Annotated in this window: 12 protein-coding genes and 1 tRNA gene; all 13 read right to left on the bottom strand. The window is 53.4% G+C overall.

Annotated features, from left to right (window positions below; all coding sequences use genetic code 11):
- The 13 genes from AC222A_RS02535 to AC222A_RS02475 all read right to left on the bottom strand — a co-directional run bounded on the left by AC222A_RS02535 (nucleotide 1) and on the right by AC222A_RS02475 (nucleotide 16,730).
- Nucleotides 1-1,881 carry a SurA N-terminal domain-containing protein gene (locus AC222A_RS02535; protein WP_486774602.1) on the bottom strand — a complete coding sequence of 627 codons (1,881 nt, stop codon included), beginning with the start codon at nucleotides 1,879-1,881 and terminating at the stop codon, nucleotides 1-3.
- Between the two features lie 96 nt (nucleotides 1,882-1,977).
- Nucleotides 1,978-2,250, bottom strand: coding sequence for an HU family DNA-binding protein (locus AC222A_RS02530; RefSeq protein ID WP_372747541.1), 273 nt, complete (start codon nucleotides 2,248-2,250; stop codon nucleotides 1,978-1,980).
- Between the two features lie 139 nt (nucleotides 2,251-2,389).
- Entirely contained in the window at nucleotides 2,390-4,822 is a 2,433-nt protein-coding gene (gene lon / locus AC222A_RS02525; protein WP_372758801.1) for an endopeptidase La, read from the bottom strand.
- 143 nt (nucleotides 4,823-4,965) lie between these two features.
- Nucleotides 4,966-6,249 carry an ATP-dependent Clp protease ATP-binding subunit ClpX gene (gene clpX / locus AC222A_RS02520; protein WP_372747539.1) on the bottom strand — a complete coding sequence of 428 codons (1,284 nt, stop codon included), beginning with the start codon at nucleotides 6,247-6,249 and terminating at the stop codon, nucleotides 4,966-4,968.
- Between the two features lie 101 nt (nucleotides 6,250-6,350).
- Nucleotides 6,351-6,998 carry an ATP-dependent Clp endopeptidase proteolytic subunit ClpP gene (gene clpP / locus AC222A_RS02515; RefSeq protein WP_372747538.1) on the bottom strand — a complete coding sequence of 216 codons (648 nt, stop codon included), beginning with the start codon at nucleotides 6,996-6,998 and terminating at the stop codon, nucleotides 6,351-6,353.
- A 138-nt stretch (nucleotides 6,999-7,136) separates the two neighbouring features.
- A complete protein-coding gene (tig, locus tag AC222A_RS02510; RefSeq protein ID WP_372747537.1) occupies nucleotides 7,137-8,468 on the bottom strand; it encodes a trigger factor in 1,332 nt (443 codons plus the stop codon).
- A gap of 69 nt (nucleotides 8,469-8,537) precedes the next feature.
- Nucleotides 8,538-8,622 (bottom strand) — tRNA-Leu (locus AC222A_RS02505).
- A 134-nt stretch (nucleotides 8,623-8,756) separates the two neighbouring features.
- Nucleotides 8,757-10,073, bottom strand: coding sequence for a hypothetical protein (locus AC222A_RS02500; protein ID WP_486774601.1), 1,317 nt, complete (start codon nucleotides 10,071-10,073; stop codon nucleotides 8,757-8,759).
- A gap of 126 nt (nucleotides 10,074-10,199) precedes the next feature.
- Nucleotides 10,200-11,375 (bottom strand): acetyl-CoA C-acyltransferase FadA, encoded by a 1,176-nt coding sequence (fadA, locus tag AC222A_RS02495; protein WP_372747535.1) that lies wholly within the window; start codon nucleotides 11,373-11,375, stop codon nucleotides 10,200-10,202.
- 21 nt (nucleotides 11,376-11,396) lie between these two features.
- Nucleotides 11,397-13,544, bottom strand: coding sequence for a fatty acid oxidation complex subunit alpha FadB (gene fadB, locus AC222A_RS02490; RefSeq protein ID WP_372780723.1), 2,148 nt, complete (start codon nucleotides 13,542-13,544; stop codon nucleotides 11,397-11,399).
- A 220-nt stretch (nucleotides 13,545-13,764) separates the two neighbouring features.
- Nucleotides 13,765-14,814: a beta-N-acetylglucosaminidase domain-containing protein gene (locus tag AC222A_RS02485; protein ID WP_372747533.1), complete on the bottom strand. Its 1,050-nt coding sequence runs from the start codon at nucleotides 14,812-14,814 to the stop codon at nucleotides 13,765-13,767.
- Nucleotides 14,815-14,826: 12 nt separating this feature from the next.
- Entirely contained in the window at nucleotides 14,827-15,939 is a 1,113-nt protein-coding gene (gene gcvT / locus AC222A_RS02480) for a glycine cleavage system aminomethyltransferase GcvT (protein ID WP_486774600.1), read from the bottom strand.
- A 14-nt stretch (nucleotides 15,940-15,953) separates the two neighbouring features.
- Nucleotides 15,954-16,730 carry a TatD family hydrolase gene (locus AC222A_RS02475; protein WP_372747531.1) on the bottom strand — a complete coding sequence of 259 codons (777 nt, stop codon included), beginning with the start codon at nucleotides 16,728-16,730 and terminating at the stop codon, nucleotides 15,954-15,956.
- Nucleotides 16,731-16,741 lie beyond the last annotated feature (11 nt).

Below are 16,741 nucleotides of genomic sequence, written 5' to 3'. Positions count from 1 at the left end.
TCAATTGTATTTGATTTTGGCAGACTGCATCAGCTCACCAAAATAGGCGTTAAAACCCTGGGAGGCCTGAATTCGCTCAGCACTCGCCAACAGTTCTTTACGCCGCTTGTCGCCTATAAGTGACTTGTCACCATCATAGACATTGGTTAATTGGATGACGACTGTATTGCCGGCATGGCTTGTCGTCGTAATACGTGAAGCACCTTCCTCAGGCCGCTGCAGACTAAAAGCCGCACTGCGGATAGGTTCAGCGACGGCTGGATCCTGCCGCCAGGCGCGAACAGCAACTTGCCACTCTACACCCTCACGCGACTTAGCGATATCCTCAGCTGATTCGCCTGCTTTAAGCGCCTCAGCGATTTCTTCAGCGGCAGACTTCGCTATAGCACGCCCTTTTTCAATCTTAAGCTGCTTGACGATCTGGTCACGCACCGTCGCCAGTGGCTTCAGCTCCGGCGCTTTGTACTCTATGGGGTTCACTACCACAAATTGCGTTGGGCTGACTTCAATCACCTCGGAGTTATAACCCTGCTCGCGTAATTCGGCATTAAACGCTGCTGCGCGCACTTTGGGGTTGGCCAGCACCCCGCTCCCTTCATTGGGTCGCAGCCAGTCGCTTTGCTTAAGCTCGAGACCGAGTGTTTCAGCCGGCCCCTTAAGCCCATCCGAATTAAACACCAGGTCACGCAGTGCTTCGACCTCGGCGATTAGCCGGGGCTTAGCTGCTCGCTCCTGAAGCTCACGCTCGATAGCTTCGCGCCGATCTTCAAACGAGGCGACATCCGGAGCTCGAAGATCCAGCAACTTAACCAGATGGAAGCCCGCATCGGTTTCCACTACATCCGAGGTTTCGCCCACCTCAAGTGACGCAAGCGCATTTTCGAACGCCTCCGGGAACGTATCCCCCGCGCTGTAACCAAGATCACCACCTTGCTCCGCACTACCAAAGTCATCGGAATACACTTTGGCGAGCTCGGCGAAATCGGCACCCTGTTCAATCTTAGCTTTCGCCTCTTCGATGCGCGAACGCGCTTCTTCGCGATCGCGATCACCGCCCAGCTCCACCAAAATATGGGCCGCGTGCCGCTCAGTACGCGCTTTTGCAGCCTGCACTTCAGCCGCATAGGCTGCTCTGAGATCTTCGTCGGCAACGGGCTTGAAGAAATCAGCGATCGTTAATTCCAGATAAGCCACCCGCACAGACTCTGTTGTCTTAAAGCGCGCGGCGTTGTTTTGATAGTAGGCTTCAATATCAGCGTCGGATACTTCAGCCTGTTCTGCAAATCCCGATGAATCCAGCGTCAAATAATGGAAACTGCGTTTCTGATCACCCAAGCGAATAGCCTGCTCGCGTTGAAAATCGGTTAAAAACGCAGAGCCTACAACGCCACGATTAAGATGCTCAATCAGCAGGTCCGAGCGCATCAGCTGGCGAAATAGAGAGGGAGTAAAGCCCTGAGCGGCAAGCACCTGACGAAAACGTTCCTGAGAAAAACGTCCGTTTTCGTGAAACTGGGTCATTTGAACAATATTGGCATTTAGCACAGCATCCGGAACAGCCACGCCGGCGTCATCGGCCGCCTGCAGCATTACCTTCTGACGCACCAGTGAATCGAGCGCAGGTTTACGCAGTACCGCGTCGTCAAGAAGCCCTGGATCAATATTGTCACCCATCATCGACAGCAATTGTCGCTTCTGTAGCGCTAAGGCCTGATTGAGTTCTGCTTCACTGACCTTCTCTCCGTTGACTACAGCAACCGGAGCGTCAGAGCTGCCACTAAACAGGAAATCGATGCCATAGAGAGCAAACGGTACAATCATCAAACCAATGATTATCTTGGCAGCAACACCCTGGATGTTATCGCGAATATTCTGAAGCATGCTTGTCCACTAGTTACAAAAAAAGCGCACCTCTCGATGCGCCTTTATACTGGAGTAAATTCCACTCCGAAGACTGAAGATAAAATCGTTCAGTAATTAGTTTACGGCGTCCTTGAGCGCTTTACCCGCTTTGAAGCTCGGGATTTTTGCTGCCGCAATGTCAATCGGTGCACCGGTCTGAGGGTTGCGGCCAGTGCGAGCTGCGCGCTCTTTTACACTGAAAGTACCAAAACCGACCAATGAAACCGAATCATCTTTTTTCAATGCGTCGGTGATTGAATCAACCACCGCATCAAGAGCGCGACCCGCTGCTGCTTTCGGTAAATCTGCCGAAGCAGCGATTGCGTCAATAAGCTCAGATTTATTCACTTATTATCCCCTTCATTATAGGCAATACATGAGAAAGTAATTAACAAACCACTCCCTGAAATCAGTGACAACAGGTTCATCAACTGAATCGAGTGGGATTTATACCAACTGCATTTATGACGGTCAAGGAACCTCAGCGCTAATGAGCACTAAAACGGCTGCTACCCTGCCCTTCCGCCACATCTGCATCCAAATTCGGCTTACCGAGTCCCGCAAGGTACTCCTCGTCCGAAATTGGTTTAGGTAAATGCTCCAGTGCGATTTCCAGCACTTCGTCTATCCACTTCACCGGCTTTATCATCAAGTCCGCTTTTATATCGTCCGGAATCTCTTTCAAGTCAGGCTCGTTTTCGGCGGGTATGATGATTGTGGTTATCCCACCACGGTGAGCAGCCAGCAGTTTTTCCTTCAAACCGCCGATTTTCAATACCTGACCACGCAAGGTTATCTCGCCAGTCATAGCAACCGCTGATTTTACAGGAATTCCGGTGATCACGGATACCAGCGCGGTACACATACCAACACCAGCCGAAGGACCGTCCTTCGGTGTTGCGCCTTCCGGCACGTGAATATGTATATCGTGTGTATCGTGATAGTTTGCAGGAATTCCAAGCGCTTGCGAACGACTCTTCACAACGGTTACCGCGGCCTGTATTGATTCTTGCATCACATCGCCAAGCGATCCGGTCTTCACGTGCCGACCTTTACCGACTACTGACACAGCTTCGATGGTCAACAATTCGCCGCCCACCTGAGTCCACGCCAAGCCAGTTACTTGACCAATGCGATTCTCTTCTTCGGCCTTACCAAATGTGTACTTTGGCACGCCCAAATATTCACCGAGATTCTCGCTTGTCACGTTAAGCTGGGTCGATTCACCTTTACGTTTTTCGCGAGCGAGGTTTTTAACCACCTTGCGACAGACTTTCGCCAGTTCGCGCTCCAGCCCCCGAACCCCGGCTTCGCGGGTGTAATAGCGAATAACGTCACGTATCGCATCTTCTTCGATACTCAACTCCTGTTCCCTCAAGCCATTGTTTTTCATCTGCTTGGGAATCAGGTAACGGCGCGCAATATTTGTCTTTTCCGCTTCGGTGTAGCCAGGAATACGGATAACTTCCATTCGGTCCAGCAATGCTGGCGGAATATTGAGCGAATTCGACGTGCAGACAAACATTACATCTGACAGGTCGTAATCCACCTCAAGATAGTGATCGCTGAAGCTGTTGTTTTGCTCCGGGTCGAGAACTTCCAACAGCGCTGACGCCGGATCTCCTCGGTGATCCATACCCATCTTGTCTATTTCGTCGAGCAGAAACAAAGGGTTGCGCACGCCAACTTTAGACAGCTTCTGAATAATCTTGCCCGGCATTGAACCAATGTAGGTACGACGATGACCACGTATTTCCGCTTCGTCGCGCACCCCGCCTAGTGCCATACGGACAAACTTGCGATTGGTTGAGCGGGCAATGGATTCGCCAAGGGACGTCTTACCCACACCGGGCGGGCCAACTAGACACAATACCGGCCCCTTTACTTTCTTAACCCGCTTTTGCACCGCCAGGTATTCAACAATCCGATCCTTAACCTCATCGAGACCATAGTGATCTTCATTTAATACATCTTCGGCTTTGTCGAGATTGTGCTTAACACGCGAGCGCTTTTGCCAGGGAATGGATATCAACCAGTCGATATAGCCACGCACGACAGAAGCTTCAGCCGACATGGGCGACATCATTTTGAGCTTCGCCATTTCGGACATGGCCTTTTCTTCGGCCTCGGCGCTCATGCCGGTTTCCTTGATCTTTGCTTCAAGGGCCTCCAGCTCGTTGCCACCTTCATCCATATCCCCCAGCTCGCGCTGGATGGCTTTCATCTGCTCGTTTAAATAATACTCGCGCTGACTGCGCTCCATCTGCTTTTTAACTCGGCCGCGAATACGCTTTTCTACCGCGAACAAGTCAATCTCGGATTCCATAACCGCCATTAAATGCTCGAGACGCTCACGCTCGGACAGCATTTCAAGAATGGACTGTTTCTGCTCCAGATCCATACTCATGTGGGCGGCAACACTGTCTGCCAGACGACCAACTTCATCGATACCGGACAAAGAAGTCAACACTTCAGCAGGTATCTTCTTACTGACATTTACATATTTTTCAAATTGGCCGATGGCACTGCGCACCAGAGACTCAACTTCTGCTGCCGGCACTTCTTCGTCGGCAAGCGGAGAAATTTCAGATTGGAAAAACTCGCCGTTGTCTTCGATCTGGTGAACCTGAGCGCGATAGGCCCCTTCAACCAAAACTTTTACCGTGCCATCAGGCAGGCGCAGCAGCTGAAGAATGTTGGACACGGTGCCAATATCGTAGAGATCCTCAGTGCCCGGCTCGTCGACATTCGGGTCACGCTGAGCTACCAACATGATTTCCTTGTTGGCCGACATTGCCGTTTCAAGGGCGCGAATCGATTTGTCGCGACCAACGAACAAGGGAATGACCATGTGAGGGTAGACAACCACGTCCCTCAACGGCAGTAGCGGAAAATCCATAATCTCGTTGGAATCACCCATTTTCGACCTCTTAACAGGTGGTACGGGGGGCTGACAGGGTCAGCCTGCTTCCCTTTAACATGGGGCGTAACACGCGGAATTACAAGGTATTGACAGAGAAATAGTTGGAAATGGGCCGAAAAATCGGCCCATTTGTACAGAAATCAATCTTCTGGCGCGGCTTTCTTCTTGTCGTTGTTATGGTAAACCAGCATCGGCTCTGACTCACCCTTGATCACAGATTCATCAATCACTACCTTGCTGACATTTTCCAGTGATGGAATCTGGTACATGGTGTCTAGCAGAACAGCCTCCAGTATCGAGCGCAGACCCCGGGCACCGGTTTTACGCTCCATCGCCCTTTCGGCAACCGCACGCAAACCGTCTTCACGGAAATCAACATCGACCCCCTCCATCTCAAACAGCTTTCCGTACTGTTTGGTCAGAGAGTTTTTCGGCTCTGTCAGGATGCTGATCAGGGCATCTACGTCCAGCTCTTCCAAGGTTGCGATGACCGGTAGCCGTCCAACAAACTCAGGAATCAGTCCGTAGCGAACCAGATCCTCTGGCTCTAGGTCTGCCAGCACTTCACCGACATTGCGCTTGTCGTCCTTGCTCTTGACCTCAGCTGAGAAACCGATGCCGCCACGCTCGGAGCGATCTCGAATGACCTTATCCAGACCGGCAAATGCGCCACCACAAATAAACAAGATATTAGCCGTGTTAACCTGCAGGAACTCCTGCTGAGGGTGCTTGCGCCCCCCTTGCGGCGGCACGGAAGCAACTGTGCCCTCGATCAACTTGAGCAACGCCTGCTGCACGCCTTCACCCGATACGTCACGTGTGATCGACGGGTTGTCCGACTTGCGGGAAATCTTGTCAATTTCATCGATATAAACAATACCCATCTGTGCTTTGTCGACATCATAGTCGCACTTCTGCAGCAGTTTCTGGATGATATTTTCAACATCCTCACCGACATAACCCGCTTCGGTCAATGTGGTGGCATCGGCGATGGTAAAGGGAACGTCCAGCAGACGGGCCAGGGTTTCTGCCAGCAGCGTTTTACCGCTACCTGTGGGGCCCACCAAGAGGATATTACTTTTGCCCAGCTCGACGTCTTCAGCGCTAGTATCCGCGTAGCGCAGCCGCTTGTAGTGATTGTAAACCGCTACCGCGAGCACTTTCTTGGCACGTTCCTGACCGATAACGTACTGCCCGAGAATATCTTTGATTTCCGCCGGCGTCGGCAGGCGGTCGTGATTGGCTTCACCGCTGCTTTCCTGTATTTCCTCACGAATAATGTCGTTGCATAGATCGACACACTCGTCGCAGATGAAGACAGACGGACCCGCAATCAGCTTCCTGACTTCGTGTTGGCTTTTGCCGCAGAACGAACAGTAGAGCAGTTTGCCGCTGTCGTCCCCGTCTTTGGTGTGATCTGCCATTAAGCTCTCCAAAATGCGCACCGCCATGGTGCACTTATAACTATCTCTACTCTAAAGATGCTGATTTTTGCCGCGTATTGCAAGCATCAGGGCAGCGAATACTACTTCTCGTCTGCTACTGTACGTCGCATCATCACCTCATCGATCAATCCATAGGCCTTGGATTGCTCGGCATTCATAAAGTTATCGCGCTCGGTATCCAGGCGAATTTTTTCGATATCCTGCCCGGTGTGCTGGGCCATCAGCTCATTCAGACGCTCGCGGATGATCAGGATTTCACGGGCATGTATGTCGATGTCCGTCGCCTGACCGGTGGCGCCCCCGCTGGGCTGGTGAATCATGGTGCGAGCGTTAGGCAGCATGTAGCGCTTGCCTTTGGTGCCACCAGAGAGCAGGAATGCGCCCATACTGGCGGCCTGACCAATACACATGGTGCTGACATCGGGTTTGATGAACTGCATGGTGTCGTAGATTGACAAGCCTGCGGTTACCGAGCCACCCGGTGAATTGATGTACAGGTGAATATCTTTATCTGGGTTTTCAGACTCCAGAAACAGCATTTGGGCGACAATCAGGTTCGCCATATGATCTTCGACGGGGCCAACACAGAAAATAACCCGCTCTTTCAGCAGTCGAGAGTAAATATCGAAAGAGCGCTCACCGCGAGCAGTCTGCTCTACCACGATGGGCACCAGGCCGAGATTGTTGATCTGATTTGAATTGTAACCTTCTGAGCTATAGCGCGACATAATCCCTCTTCTTCTCCCGGCTTCTCACTATCTCACCAAGCGCCGCCACTTTCGTACAAACAAAAGCCCGACCCACAAAAACAAACGCGACCGAATTTTCACCCGATCGCCCTGAGAGTCTAACGCAGTATTGCTGCGTTATTCTTCTTCCGCTGCCTCTTCATCGGGGGGCGACATCACTTTTTCGTAACTGGAAGTTTCCTCTGTAACCTGCGCTTTTTCAAGCAAATTATCAACAACCTGATTTTCCACCACCAGCGACTCAATGCCCTGCAACTGTTGCGGGTTGCTGTAGTACCAGTTGATAACCTGCTCTTTGTCTTCGTAGCTGGCTGCCATTTTCTCAATAGCGGCACGAACTTTGTCCGCATCAGCTTCAATCGACTCACTGTTTACCAGCTCATTGAGCACTAGGCCCAGCTTGACGCGTCGCTCCGCATTTTCCGCAAACACTTCATCTGGGAAAATGTCTTTCGCATTGATTTGCTTGGCCAGGTCACCAAATTGCTGTAACTGCTGGTTACGCAGCGCATCAATTTCCTGAGAAATCAGCGCCTTGGGAACCTGAAGGTCGCTATGCGCATCAAGCACGCCATCCAGCACCTGCTGTTTAATGCGATTTTCAATCGCACTTTCCAGCTGGCCTTCCATGTTTTTGCGCACTTCCGCGCGGAAAGCCTCTTCGCCACCCTCTTCCACACCGAACAACTTAAAGAATTCGTCGTTCAGCTCGGGCTGGACCTTGGTTTTGACTTCTTTGAGCGTAACCTTGAACTCAACCGCAGCGCCTTTGAGCTCCTCGGCGTGGTAGTCCTCTGGAAAGCTCAGCGACAGTACCTTTTCTTCGCCGGCACTCATACCAACAATACCGTCTTCAAAGCCTGGGATCATACGACCAGACCCGAGAACCAGATTGGAATCTTCTGCGCTACCGCCATCAAAGGCTTCGCCATCTTTTGTACCAGCGTAGTCTATAACGACCTGATCACCATCTTCGGCAGCACGCGCCACTGTTTCAAACTCAGCGCGCTGCTCACGCAGATTCTCAATCATCTTGTCGAGATCGGCGTCGGTTACTTCTGCCTTAGGCTTAACAACCTTAATTCCGCTGTAGTCTTTGACTTCAATCTCCGGAAACACTTCAAAGGTTGCCACATATTCCAGATCACGACCTTCATCGAGATTTTTCGGTTCAATGGCGGGCTGACCGGCAGGCTTAAGGTCCTGCTGTTGAATCGCCTCATAGAAGGACTCGTTCATCACTTCGCCAAGCACTTCCATGCGAACTGACTGGCCAAAGCGCTGACGCATGACTTTCATCGGCACCTTGCCTGGACGAAAACCGTCTAAGCGCACGGTTTTGGAAGCTTTTTGGAGCTTAGAGTTAACCGCACTATCAATGCGCTCGGCAGGTACACCAACGATTAAACGACGTTCCAGACCTGAAGTCGTTTCAACTGACACTTGCATGGGAATCCCTCTGAGAGAGCTGCGTATGACGCGCAGCCTGTCTGTCAATGAACTATGTTTTCAAGAGAATGGTGCGAAAGGAGAGACTCGAACTCTCACGCCTTGCGGCGCTGGAACCTAAATCCAGTGCGTCTACCAATTCCGCCACTTTCGCAAATTCTTCAAAAGACGGCTATAAGCCATTGTATCGGCGGGCTAAATAACGAACAGTCGCGCTTAGCCCTGCAAAATTTGGTCGGCAATTGTGCCACAGCCCCCGAAGTCCCGCAAGTGAGTGTCTATCGCTAACTAGCGTGGATATGCCACTAGAAAGACCAATTCCTGCATACTTTCGTTGCTGATTTCCCGGGAGGCCCAGCTGGAAGGCACAAATACTGCCTGTTCAGGCAGCAGTGGGCATTCTCCAAGCAATAATTCACCCTTTACTACCATCAGTACCGCGTAATCTTTAGGCGAATCAAGCAACAGCGCCGCCCCAGGCACCAAGGTACAGCGATGCACCTCAAAGTCAGCAAAATCGACAATCCGCTCAACGCTGGCACCTGCGGCGTTGTAGAGCGTCTCAAACGGCGCCGACGGCGGTGCCTCGAGCTCCATCAGCTCTATGGCTCTGGCGGTATCCCAATGGTCCTGAGTGAGAACCTTTTGCGCAAAGGCGACGATCAGGCGCTCGTATACCGGGGTTTGAAACTCTACCGTACGCACGCCGTGCTGCAGTGAGTGGGGCGTGAGCGTCGGCACTTTCACCACATCACCTACTCGCAGCGGCTTTAGCGCAGTAAACCCATACATCGCTGTGCGCAGCGCTTGCTCTTGCTGCGTTAGCTCAACCGGCAATTGGGCCAGCAAGGCTTCCCGACTAACGCTACCCTCATCTTGGGCCGCCAGAGCATCCAGCCGGGCGTCAATATCACGACGTACATTTTCATAGGCCGCGACCGACTCCGCAAACGCCGCTCTGAAGCTGGCGTCATCCGGAAATTGAGCACGCTTTTCTGAACAGAAGCCAAAGCGTATCGCGCCCTCGCCGTCTGGCCAGGCCGACTCATCGATCGACGTGACCACATAGACTTCACGCTTTTCTTCGTGCAACTCAAAATACAGATCGCCGAACACTTCCTCGGCCCGCGGTGCAAGGATCTTCAGCAGAATAATCCCTCGGTCACGGCCAGCGGCAAGCTGCTTCGGTAAGGCCGACAAAACCCACGGTAAAGGAACTGTTCGCCCCCGATGACCGGCCTGAGCCACACCGCGATCTTCCATTCCGGTATACCAGATCTCCTCGCCCCAGGGTTTGGGTATATGCACTGGCGTCAGCGCGATTGCCTGGTCATTGGCAAAGGTTTCCGTGTTCAGTGACTCTGCCAGGGAAGCAAGGTCACCGGTGTGACGCTCGAGCGTGGCACGCAATGCATTGTCGTCTTGAGCCACGAGAAACGCCACGCTGCCAGCACTTCGCTCATAAACAGCGACCAGCTGATCGCTCCCACCTTTACTGGACCAGAAGCGCGGCAATTGATACGCGATAGCGACCAACCCACCGGGCGGCTGCGCCTTTAACAAGGACTCTGGGGATTGTTGCGCCAAAAGAACGGAAACGGACATACCTTGAGCGTCAATTTGAATTCGGTCGGCAATGGTAGCATGCTTTAAAAGCCTGTCACCGGGCCGGTAAACACTGTAGAAACAAAAACGGGCCCGAAGGCCCGTTTTACGAAACGCTTCTTAAAATCAGACGCGTTCGATTATGGTGCTGATACCCTGCCCCATGCCAATACACATGGTAGCCAGACCAACGTTTTTGTCCTGCTGCTCCAATACGTTCAGCAGCGTGCCGGTGATACGGGTACCGGAACAACCAAAGGGGTGACCCAGTGCGATCGCACCGCCGTTTAGGTTCACCTTCTCGTCCATCACATCGAGCAGCTCCAGATCTTTAAGGACAGGCAGTGCCTGCGCCGCAAAGGCCTCGTTGAGCTCGACACAGTCGATGTCCTTGATGCTCATACCCAGCTTTTTCAGAATCTTCTGGGTAGAAGGCACCGGCCCATAACCCATGATCGACGGGTCAACACCCGCTACACCCATGCCGAGGATGCGGGCGCGGGGCTTGGCGCCAATGGCCTTGGCTTTGGCACCAGACATGACCAGCATGGCAGAGGCTCCATCGGCGATCTGCGAGCTGGTACCGGCGGTAACGGTACCATTGCGCGGATCAAAAGCCGGACGCAGTTCCGCCAGACCTTCCAGTGTGGTTTCCGGACGGATAGTGTTGTCCTCAGTCACGAGGATTTTCTTACCATCTTCGTCGTGACCTTCAATCGCCAGAATTTCATTATCGAAGCGACCGTTGGCGCGAGCGTCTGCTGCGCGCAGGTGAGAGCGAAGACCGAACTGATCCTGCTGTTCGCGCGTAATGCCGTGCAGCATGCCCAGTGCTTCAGCCGTCATACCCATCATGCCCGCTGCACGTGCTACGTGCTTGCTCGCTTGGGGGTTCGGGTCAATGCCATGGTTCATCGCCAGGTGGCCCATGTGCTCAACACCGCCAACCAGGAAAACGTCACCGTAACCGGTCTGAATGCCCTGAGCGGCTGTGTGCAGCGCCGACATGGAAGAACCACACAGGCGGCTGACGGTTTGGCCGGCGACCGTGTGCGGGATGACAGTCAGCACAGACATCATCCGGGCGATGTTCCAGCCCTGCTCCAGGGTCTGGTTAACACAGCCCCAGATAACATCTTCGATATCCGCCGGGTCAAGCTCGGGGTTGCGCGCCAACAGCGCGTCAACCAGAGCGGCAGACATGTTTTCAGCACGAACGTTGCGGTAAACACCGTTCTTTGATCGCCCCATCGCAGTTCTGGCGCAATCTACAATTACAACATCAGTATCTTGGTAACTCATTGGTTAAGCTCCTGCACCAGATTATTTAAAGAAGGTTTCGCCGTTTTCGGCCATTTTGCGAATGTTCTCGGTGGGCTCATAGAGCTTGCCGAGGTGGGCAAATTTATCTGCCATTTCGCAGAAGGCCTTGGCACCCATCTGGTCGATGTAGCGCAGCGCACCGCCACGGAATACCGGAAAGCCGATACCCATGATCAGGCCCATGTCCGCATCTTCCGGGCAGCTGACGATGTTCTCGTCGAGGCAGCGCAGGGTTTCGGTACACATGGGGATCATCATGCGGGCGACAATTTCTTCATCGGTGATTTCGATGGACTTCTCGGCGCAATCGGCCGCCATTTTCAGAGCGGTTTCGTCCTCGGTCTTGCGCGGCTTACCCTTCTTGTCCTTCTCGTAGCGGTAGAAACCGATCCCGTTCTTCTGGCCATAGCGATCAGCCTTGAACATCAGCTCGGAAATACCGGTGTAGTCGTGCTTCATGCGATCCGGGAAGCCTTCTGCCATTACCTCGGCAGCGTGGAAACCGGTATCGATACCAACCACGTCCATCAGGTAGGCGGGGCCCATGGGCATGCCAAACTTTTCCATGACCTTGTCGATGCGACGGAAATCCACACCGTCACGCACCATCATGTCGAAACCGGCAAAATACGGAAACAGAACACGGTTAACGAAGAATCCGGGGCAATCGTTGATTACGATCGGCGTCTTGCCCATTTGCGTGGCGTATTTCACAACACGCGCGACCGTTTCATCGCTGGTTTTTTCACCGCGAATAACCTCAACCAGCGGCATCTGGTGCACCGGGTTGAAGAAGTGCATGCCGCAGAAGTTTTCCGGACGCTTCAGGGGCTCGGCCAGACGGGTAATGGAGATAGTGGACGTATTAGAAGCCAGCACCGCATCTTCACGGATGTGCTGCTCGCACTCTGACAGTACTGCGTGCTTAACCTTCACGTTTTCAACAACAGCTTCAACCACAACGTCGGCTTTATCAAAACCGGTGTAGTCCAGCGTCGGACGGATGCTGCTCAGCACTTCACCCATCTGCAGACCGGACATGCGACCACGATCAACGCGCTTTGCCAGCAGTTTGGTGGCTTCGCTCATACCCAGATCGAGACCTGCGTCAGCAATGTCCTTCATCAGAATAGGCGTACCTTTGTAGGCACTCTGGTAGGCAATACCACCACCCATGATACCGGCACCCAGCACAGCCGCCTTGTTCACAGGCTCAGCTTTGTTTTCCCACTGCTTGTTGCGCTTGCCCAGTGCCTGCTGATTCAGGAACAGACCAACCAGTGCAGCCGCTTCTGGGGTTTTTGCCAATTTGGCAAAATGTTCGATTTCGACCTCGATAGCCTCATCGCGCGACAGTGCAGCATTTTTCTCCATGGATTTAGCGGCCGTCAGCGGCGCGGGCATGTTCTTGCCAGCCTGCTGCGCAACCATCGCCTTACCCGTGGTGAAGGACATCATGCGCTCAATGTCGTTCAACTTGACTGGCTCGAGCTTCTCCTGGCGACGCGCTTTGTAATCAAAGGTGCCGTCGATAGCTTTACCCAGCAGATCCAAGGCAGCTTCTTTCAGTTTTTCAGGCGCAACCACCGCATCAACACCGCCATCTTTCAGTGCAGCGTCGGGCTTCTGGTCATTACCGGTAGCGGCCCACAGCATGGCGTTATCGGGACCAATGACACGCGGCAGACGCACGGTGCCGCCAAAGCCGGGGTTGATGCCTAGCTTGACCTCAGGCAGGCCAACGCGGGCTTTTGAAGACATTACCCGATAGTCGCAGGCCAGACACATCTCAAAACCGCCACCGAGTGCAATGCCATTGATAGCCGCAACCGTCGGTACAGGCAGGTCTTCAAAGCGGTTAAAAATACCATTGGCCTCACGAACCCAGCCTTTAAGCTCCTCGTCTGGCAGCTTGAACATGTCGGTGAATTCCATGATATCGGCACCGACGATAAAAACAGACTTGCCACTGGTGACCAGCACCCCTTTCAGGTCCTTTTCCTGGGCCAGCGCTTTAGTGGCTTCGTCCAAATCCCTCAGGGTCAGTTGGTCGAATTTATTGACAGACTCGCCCTGCTGGTCGAAACACAGCTCAGCGATACCGTTATCCAGGAACTTGGCCGAAACGGCCTTGCCTTCGTAAATCATGTGTTTTCCTCACATCACTTGAGTTATTGGCTGCAGCGCAGCGTGAACACATCGCCGGCAAACCGGCAGTTGTCGAAACCTCGACAGACGCTCATCGCAAGTTATTGTCCAGTGCACCATCGGGTGGGCCCGGACCACAACTTATGTTTTACATGTAAACATGGGGCGCAGACATTACCGGAAGCTGGCCATTTGCGCAACCGCTTCGCACCCGGCCCGATCAACCCGTCAAGCACTCCGGATCAAAAGTGTAGCCGCCGTTAAGCCAGTCGCAGACCTCATCCGCTGCCGGATGGTCCAGCGCAGTATAGTCGGCTTCCAGGCTCGCTTTTTCCGCCTGACCCAACCCATCCAAGCCCCTGCGCTGAAATATCTCCCAATCCCGCGCCAGAAGGCTCGCTAACGCCTCAGGCAATAGCGACAGCGACTGGGCCCTCAAGGCATCCGCATCAGTGTAGCCCTGAAACAATGGTGGCAGCGTCCGCAAGGGAATTTTTGACAGATTCGGCTGATTCATCGGGTTGGCAAAATGGCCGGCCGCGAATTCTGCCAGTTCTGGCTGACGTCCGGTGAAAGCGTTTAGGTTCAGGTAAGGGGAGGTTTTACGTCCATCATTAACTGGATAATTATCCCACAGCAGTGCTTTACGCCCCGTCAGCCGGGTAAATTGCAGGCAGTCTTGAGCGGTAATTGTCTGGTTGATAACCTGATTCCCTGTCCAGAGAATACCTACACTGTCATCTAACCCTGCCGCCAGATCCTGCAGGTAGTGTTGCGGTCTTTGCCCAAAGACTTCATCGAGTACCGGGTCAAAACTGTAGTAGCTGGGACACACCGCTAGCTCGCCGGAAAATGCCTGTCGCACGTCAGCCATCACCGCGCACTGATTCGCCGCCAGTTCACTGCGATCACCGCGCATATCGTCGAAAAGAATCCAGAGAACTTCCAGGCCGGTGGCGTCTAGCTCTCGCAGACGATCGAGCAAAACCTGCCGATCGGCCTTGGTGTAGCCCATCTGCAAGCCCATCGGTGACAGGCCAACACCAAACTTAAGCCCCTGAGTGCGGCATTCCGCCGCCAATACCGACAATGATTCCAGTGCGTTAAACGGCTCACGCCAGCGGGCTCGGAGCGAGGTATCGCCTTTAGGTGCGTAGAGATAATGGCTGTATCCCGCACCGGCGAGAAAAGCAGCCATGTCGCACCGATCTTCCCAGGACCATTGGCGGCCATAGAAACCTTCAATGATACCAAGCTGATAGGCACTCATGATTAGCGTAAATCAGCCCCGAAAATAGCGTTGTTCGACAAAGGGCTGAGTGCGCAGATGAATCGGAATGAGTTTTTTGCGCACCTGTGCAAATAACGCCAACCCCTCTTCCAGTGCCTGACTGCTGACATAGCCCATCGCGACCGGCCTACCCACGCTGGGACCAAAACCGCCGCTGGTCACGATGCCAAGCTCGTTACCATCGGCATTGACTATAATGGCACCTTCGCGAACCGGCGCTCGACCTTCAATATCCAGCAGGACGCGTTTCTGGTTTCCACCTTCTGTCCACTGTGCATTCACAACTGCCGCGCCAGGATACCCACCAGAGCGCTCGCCATCAGGGCGGCGCGCCTTTGAAATAGCCCATTTTAGATTGCCCGTGACAGGGGTCTTTTCTTCGTCAATATCGTGTCCGTAAAGACATAGGCCCGCTTCAAGGCGAAGGGAATCGCGCGCGCCCAGACCGATGGGGGACACTTCCGGGCAATCTAGTAAAGCTCTGGCCAAAGCTTCGGCTTGATCGGCAGACACAGAGATTTCATATCCATCTTCACCGGTATATCCCGAACAGCTTACCCAGCAATCGATACCCGCAATCGCGACATCGGCTGTATCCATAAACACCATGCTCTCGGTACCCGGCGCTAGCCGACTCATCACCGTACGCGCCATTGGTCCCTGCAATGCAAGCAGAGCTCGATCATTGAGCATCTGGAGCTGAACATGCTCGGGCAGTCGCTCACGCAACCAGGCAAAATCGTCGCTCTTACAGGCCGCGTTAACCACCAACATGAAATGGTCACCACAATTGGCAAACATCAGATCATCCAGTATACCGCCATGTTCATTGGTCAGCAGGCCATAGCGTTGACGGTTTGGCGGCAGGCTTATCACATCCTGGGGCAGCACAGTTTCCAAAGCCTCGGCAATACCGTCTCCGGTTACGCGAATCTGTCCCATATGGGAAACATCAAACAGACCTGCGCTTTCTCTCGTAGCCAGATGCTCTTTCAAAACACCGTCGCTGTATTGAACAGGCATCGCATAACCTGCAAAGGGCACCATCTTTGCGCCGAGTTCCTGATGCAACTGAAACAGCGGGGTTTTCTGCAATTCGGTCAAAACCTTCTACCTTTCTATGCCGCCAGCTTGAACAGGCGATTAAAATTGTCGGCCGTTTGCGCGACCACCTGATCGTAGGAGATTCCCTTGATCTCTGCCACGCACTGCGCCACCTCCACCACGTACTTCGGCTCATTCTTTTTGCCGCGAAAAGGCACCGGAGCAAGATAGGGGGAATCCGTTTCCACTAGGATACGGTCCATCGGTACGCTGGCAACCACGTCGCGCAAATCTGCAGCATTTTTAAACGTGATAATGCCGGAAAACGAGATATAAAAATTCAGATCCAGCGCCGCATGCGCCATCTCGCGACTCTCGGTAAAACAATGCAAAACACCCGCAACGTCGGGGTCGGATGCTTCGCGGATGATGGCCAGGGTATCTTCCCGCGCGTTACGGGTGTGAACGATGGCGGGCTTGCCGGTTTTGGCAGCAGCGCGCAGATGGTTGCGAAAACTTTCCTGCTGCGCCGTCTTATTATCTTGCGAGTAGTAATAGTCTAGACCGGTCTCGCCTATGGCGATGACGTTTTCGTTATCTGCCAGTGCGACGAGCGCTTCGCTGGGTTCAACGTTGTCGGACAGATCCAGTGGATGAATACCCACAGAGGCATAAATATCGCTGTTACGACTGGCAATATCAATCACCGCCTGGGCGTTGCCGCGATCGATGCCGATGCACAGCATGCGCTCGACCCCACGCTCACGAGCAGCGTTCAGTGCAGCGTCTAGATCGCCGTTATAGGGGGAGAGATCCAGTCTGTCCAGATGACAGTGGCTATCGATTAACATAATAGATTCCG

The organism is Litorivivens sp., from assembly GCF_057445395.1.
Note: the sequence above shows the minus strand (reverse complement) of the source record. Positions and strands in the feature narration are given on the sequence as shown.

Bases quoted from the DNA above. Each gene is read 5' to 3' on its own strand.
- lon (WP_372758801.1), bottom strand. From the start codon at position 4,822: ATGGGTGATTCCAACGAGATTATGGATTTTCCGCTACTGCCGTTGAGG.
- clpP (WP_372747538.1), bottom strand. From the start codon at position 6,998: ATGTCGCGCTATAGCTCAGAAGGTTACAATTCAAATCAGATCAACAAT.
- AC222A_RS02535 (WP_486774602.1), bottom strand. From the start codon at position 1,881: ATGCTTCAGAATATTCGCGATAACATCCAGGGTGTTGCTGCCAAGATA.
- clpX (WP_372747539.1), bottom strand. From the start codon at position 6,249: ATGGCAGATCACACCAAAGACGGGGACGACAGCGGCAAACTGCTCTAC.
- fadB (WP_372780723.1), bottom strand. From the start codon at position 13,544: ATGATTTACGAAGGCAAGGCCGTTTCGGCCAAGTTCCTGGATAACGGT.
- fadA (WP_372747535.1), bottom strand. From the start codon at position 11,375: ATGAGTTACCAAGATACTGATGTTGTAATTGTAGATTGCGCCAGAACT.
- AC222A_RS02500 (WP_486774601.1), bottom strand. From the start codon at position 10,073: ATGTCCGTTTCCGTTCTTTTGGCGCAACAATCCCCAGAGTCCTTGTTA.
- tig (WP_372747537.1), bottom strand. From the start codon at position 8,468: ATGCAAGTGTCAGTTGAAACGACTTCAGGTCTGGAACGTCGTTTAATC.
- AC222A_RS02485 (WP_372747533.1), bottom strand. From the start codon at position 14,814: ATGAGTGCCTATCAGCTTGGTATCATTGAAGGTTTCTATGGCCGCCAA.
- AC222A_RS02475 (WP_372747531.1), bottom strand. From the start codon at position 16,730: ATGTTAATCGATAGCCACTGTCATCTGGACAGACTGGATCTCTCCCCC.